At 68.9% G+C, this 4,918-nt stretch carries 3 protein-coding genes and 1 pseudogene; 1 reads left to right on the top strand and 3 read right to left on the bottom strand.

Annotated features, from left to right (window positions below):
* Window positions 1–90 (top strand): annotated as a pseudogene (locus VNR91_RS12500) (peptide-methionine (S)-S-oxide reductase); the annotation flags it as partial.
* A 7-nt stretch (window positions 91–97) separates the two neighbouring features.
* Here the strand turns inward: VNR91_RS12500 and VNR91_RS12495 are convergent.
* From VNR91_RS12495 to VNR91_RS12485, 3 genes are all read right to left on the bottom strand, one after another.
* A complete protein-coding gene (locus tag VNR91_RS12495; RefSeq protein ID WP_325491104.1) occupies window positions 98–1,537 on the bottom strand; it encodes an MFS transporter in 1,440 nt (479 codons plus the stop codon).
* Between the two features lie 7 nt (window positions 1,538–1,544).
* Window positions 1,545–3,893 carry a CoA transferase gene (locus tag VNR91_RS12490; protein ID WP_325491103.1) on the bottom strand — a complete coding sequence of 783 codons (2,349 nt, stop codon included), beginning with the start codon at window positions 3,891–3,893 and terminating at the stop codon, window positions 1,545–1,547.
* A partial coding sequence (locus tag VNR91_RS12485; protein ID WP_325491102.1) for an acyl-CoA carboxylase subunit beta occupies window positions 3,890–4,918 on the bottom strand: 1,029 nt, incomplete at its 5' end. The genes VNR91_RS12485 and VNR91_RS12490, both read right to left, overlap by 4 nt.

Genomic DNA, 4,918 nt, shown 5'->3' with positions numbered 1-4,918 from the left:
CGCAAGAATCCCGGCCACCCCTACATCGTGCGCTGGGACAAGCCGAAGGTCGCGGCGTTCCGCGCCGCCTTTCCCGCGTTGGCGCGATGACTCGGGTTCAGCGTTGCTCGAGGTCGCGCATGATCTCGGCGTGGCGGCGGCGCGACAGGTCGTAGGGCAGCAGGATCAGCAGGCCCATGCACAGGATCGCGAGCATCGTCGGTCCGTAAAGCACGGCGAGGCGGGTCAGCACGTCCGGGGCGATCCCGCCCACCTTGGCGCCTGAGGTCGGGAACGCGATCAGGTCGAGCACCAGCCCGGCGACCGCGCCGCCCAAGCCCAGAGATGCCTTGCGCGAGAAGGCGACCGCGCCGAAGAAAAACCCTTCGCTGCGTTCGCGGAAGCGATGCTCATAGGCGTCGGCGACGTCGGCCAGCATCGCCGCCGACAGCGTCACCGGGACCGTGCCGAACAACCCGAATCCGACATTGAACGCGACCAGCAGCGGCACGAGCAGCGGATCGCCATTGGCCGGGAACACCCCCGCCAGCCGCAGCAGCACCGGCATCGACGCCGAGAAACAGGCGAGCAGCACGCCGACGATATACGCCCGCTTCTTGTCGAAACGACGCGCGAACGGCCGCACAAGATAGACGCCGGCGATCGCCCCAAAGGTGGCGCCATAGAAGGTCGCCTGGGTCGCGCCCGCGCCCAGTTCCCAATAATAGGTCGCCATGTGCAGCATCAGCGCCGCCTGAGTGCCGTTGAAGATGTAGAGCACCAGCAGCGACAGGAACATCGCGCGGAACGATCGCACGCGAATCGCCTGCGCCAGTACGCGCCAGGGCGGCGCCTCGCCATAGTCGACGCGCTGTGCGGCCAGTCCGCGCGCCCGCGCCTGCGTCCCCCACGCCGACACGAACACCACGACGATCACCACCGCGGCGCAGAACAGCGCGAACGGCAGATAGGCGGCCGGATTGAGCTGCCCCACCGGAAACGCCGCCGTCGCGACGAAGAAGATCGAGAAGCCCGCCCCCAGCGCGAGCAGACGGCCGAGATAGGAAAATCCGGTGCGGTAGGCGCCGACCTGGATACGCTCGTCGTAATCGTTGCTGAGATCGGCGCCCAACGCCATGTGCGGGACGAAATACATCGCCATCGCCACCCGCGCGATGATGGTGAACCCGGTCAGCCATAGAAAGATGCCCCATTGCGGCAGCGTCGCCGGGGGACTGAACAGCAGCACGATGCCGATCGCCAGCGGGATCGGCGCGGCGTAGAGGAACGGGTGGCGGCGGCCGAGCGGCGATCGGGTGCGGTCGGACCAATGGCCGATCAGCGGATCGGCGATCGCATCGACCAGCAGCGCGATGAACAGCGCGAGCCCGGTCATCGCGCCGGGCAGGCCGATCACCTGGATGTAATAAAAGAACAGGAAGGTCTCGAGCGCGGCGGTCTTCACCGCCTCGCCGACCTCGCCCAGCCCGTAGGCGAGCTTTTCGACGAGCGTCAGCGGCGACGCGACCGCGCGGGATCGCGCCCCAGCTTCGCTCATCGACCCATCATCCGCGCGGCCCGCCGCCGCGCTGGCCGATCACCCCGTCCGCCTCCAGCTGCGCCAGCGCGGTATCATCGAGCCCCAGAATCCCGTTCAGGATATCGCGGTTGTGCTCGCCGAGCGTTGGTGAAGCCATGCGGACCGGATAGGGTTGCGCGTCCTCGCGGAACGGCGCGGAGAACAACGGCTGGGTGCCGCTGTAGCGTCTCTCGATCGGCTGCCAGTCGCCCCGCGCGACCAGATGGGGATCGGCGTAGAGGTCGCCCGGCGCGCGGACGACGCCGGCGGCGATCCCGCGCCCCTGCAATTCCGCCATCGCCGCATCGCCGCCGCGCGCCCGCGTCCAGTCGGACAGCCGCCGCTCGATCGTATCCTCCGCCGCGCGGCGACTGTCGAGCGTAGCCAGATCGGACGAATCGAGGCCGATCAACTCGGCCAGCGCCGCCCAGCGGCGATCGTCGGCAACCGAGATCGCGATCCACCCATCGGTATCGGCGGTGGGGAAAACCCCGTGCGGCACCATGGCCGGGTGGCGATTGCCGAAACGCACCACGCCGCCGGTGACCGATTGCTCGATGATCCAGCGCGCGGCCAGCGGCAGCATTGCCTGGATCTGGGACAGCACGACATACTGCCCCTCCCCGGTCCGCTTGCGGTGCAGCAGGGCGGTGAGCAGCGACGCCGCGCCATTGAGCCCACCGATCGGATCGCCATAGGCCAGGTGGTTGAGCACCGGCGGGCCGTCCGCCGGGCCAGTCACGCTGGGCAGGCCAGAACCATGCTCGAGCGTCGAGCCATAAGCGCGCAACGCGCTCCACCGGCCGGTGTAGGCGGGCATCGACTGCATGACGACCGACGGGTTGATCGCCCGCAGCGCGGCATAGTCCAGCCCCAGCTTCGGCATGACATTCGGTGCGAAATTCTCGATCACCGCATCGACTTCGCCGACCAGCCGCCTGACCAGCGCCAGGCCCGCCGGCTTGTAGCTATCGATCGCGGCGTCGCGCTTGTTGCGGTTGAGCGCGACGAACCACGGGCTGAGTTCAAAGGGCGGATCGTCGGACGGGTCGCTCGGCCGCCACCAGTCGGGATAGCCACATGCCTCAACCTTGACGATGTCGGCGCCAAGATCGGCGAGTTGGCGCGTGGCGAGCGGCCCTGCCCATCCCATCGACAGATCGAGGATGCGCAATCCTTCAAGCGGCAGGCCATCGCTGCCGGGCGAGTCCGGACAGTCGCCCGCGCGCGATGCCCACGGTTCGGTACCCCCCTCGCCCGGACGCGGCGCGCGGGCGGCGCGGACGGGCGGGGTATCCGACAGATGCAGCGGCAGCGTCGGCCCCTCGAAATTCGCGTCGCCGATCGTCACCGACTGGAACGCGCCGCGTTCGCGGTGCACCTCCTGCCCGAGCAGGGTCGCCATGTCGGGAACCACCACCAGCGGCACCCGCCGTTCGAGCGCGATCGCGAACCATTCGTCGGCGGTCTTCGCCGTCAGCCGATCGGCGATCACCGCGTCGATCTCGGCCATATGCTTGCTGCGGTCGAACCGGGTCTGGAAGCGCGGGTCCGTCTCGACATGGCGCATGTCGAGCATGTCGCAGAAGGCCGACCATTGATCGAGGTGACCGACCGTCACGCCCAGCCACCCCTCGCGGCACGGGAAGATGCCCAGCGGATAGGTCGGGTAGAATTTGTTGACGCCCAGCCGGTTCTCATCGGCGGGGGGGCCATAACGCAGCGCGAGCTGGAACTCGGTCAGCACGATGCTCGATTCGAGCACGGAGACCTCGAACCCGCGCCCACCGCCGCCGTACAGCGCCGCGACCGCCGCGGTATAGGCGGTCAGCCCCGTATAGATCGCCGACTGGTGATCGTTGAGCAGGATCGGCGGGCCGTCGACCGGCCCGGTCAGCTTGACCAACCCGGCCAGCGCGCGCACCGCCGCGTCGGAGCCGGTGAAGTCGGCATACGGGCCGGTTTCCCCGAACCAGCTGAGCGACAGGATCGTCAGCCGCGGATTGGCGGCGCGCCAGCGTTGGCGGCGCTCGGCGGCACCGGCCGGTGACCCTCCGTCGATCACCACGTCGGCGGAGGCGACCAGTGCGTCGATCTCCGCCGGATGATCGCCGATGCGGCTGCGCTTGCCGGTGTTGAGCCACGCAGCAAAGGCGCTGTCCGTGGCGCCGCCGCCGACGTCGACCAGCGGGGCGATCGCGCGCAGCGGATCGCCGTCGCGCGGCTCGATCCGCAGCACGTCGGCGCCGAAATCGGAGAACAGCTTGCCGCAATAGGCCGCAGCCTCCAGCGCGCCGAGCTCGACCACACGGTAGCCGGTGAGCGGCGCGGTCATGGCCGCAGCCCGAAGCTGGACGCGCCGGGCGTGCGCAGCTTTGCAACGGTGTTGGCGAATGCGCACAGGATCGGCCGCGTTTCGCGCGGATCGATGATGTCCTCGACCATGAAGGCCTCCGCGGTACGAAGCGGGGAGCGCAGCTTGTTCAGCCGCGCCTCGATCTCGGCCAGCTTGGCGGCAGGATCGTCGGCGCTCGCGATCTCGGCGCGATAGGCCGCCTCGATCCCGCCTTCCAGCGGCATCGAGCCCCAGTCGCCCGATGGCCAGGCATAGCGATATTGCACGCGGGAATGGTTGGTGTGCGCGGAGCCGGCCACGCCAAAGCTCTTGCGCATCAGGATCGTGCACCATGGCGCGTCCGACTGATAGACCGAGGCCATCGCCCGGCAGCCGTGGCGGATCGTGCCCGCCATCTCCGCCTCACGCCCGATCACGAATCCGGGAATGTCGACCAGGTTGACCACCGGCAGGTGGAACGCGGTGGCCATGTCGACGAACCGCGTCACCTTTTGCGATGTCGCCGCGTTCCAGCCGCCGCCATAGATCCGCGGATCGCTGGCCATTACCGCAACCGGCCAGCCATCGAGCCGGGCCAGGGCGGTGACGACCGCGCCGCCGTAGGCCCGCCCCATCTCGAACAGCGACCCTTCATCGACCAGCGAGCGGAGGATGCGGCGGACGTCGTAAACCTTGCGCCGGTCGCGGGGAATCGCTTCGATCAGCCACGGATCGCGCCGGTTGGGATCGTCGGTCGGCGTGGTGCGCGGAGCGACTTCATGTACCGAGTCCGGCAGGTAGGAGAGGAAGCGGCGCGCCCGTTCGAACGCCTCCTCCTCACTGTCGACGACGTCGTCGATCGCACCGGCGCGCGCCTGAAGATCGGCGCCGCCCAGTTCCTCCTTGGTGACGACCTCCCCCAGCCGCGCGACCACCGGCGGGCCGCCCATGAACATGTGCGAATTCTCGCGCACCATCACCGAATAGTGGCTGGCGACCAGCAGCGCCGCCGGATAGCCCGCGAT

It is taken from the genome of Sphingomonas sp. (assembly GCF_035555815.1).
Taxonomy (GTDB): domain Bacteria; phylum Pseudomonadota; class Alphaproteobacteria; order Sphingomonadales; family Sphingomonadaceae; genus Sphingomonas.
The sequence above is the reverse complement of the archived record's forward strand: the minus strand, read 5'-3'. Positions and strand labels throughout refer to the sequence as shown.

Coding starts and splice junctions, on each gene's coding strand:
- VNR91_RS12495 (WP_325491104.1), bottom strand. CDS start 1,537: ATGAGCGAAGCTGGGGCGCGATCCCGCGCGGTCGCGTCGCCGCTGACG.
- VNR91_RS12490 (WP_325491103.1), bottom strand. CDS start 3,893: ATGACCGCGCCGCTCACCGGCTACCGTGTGGTCGAGCTCGGCGCGCTG.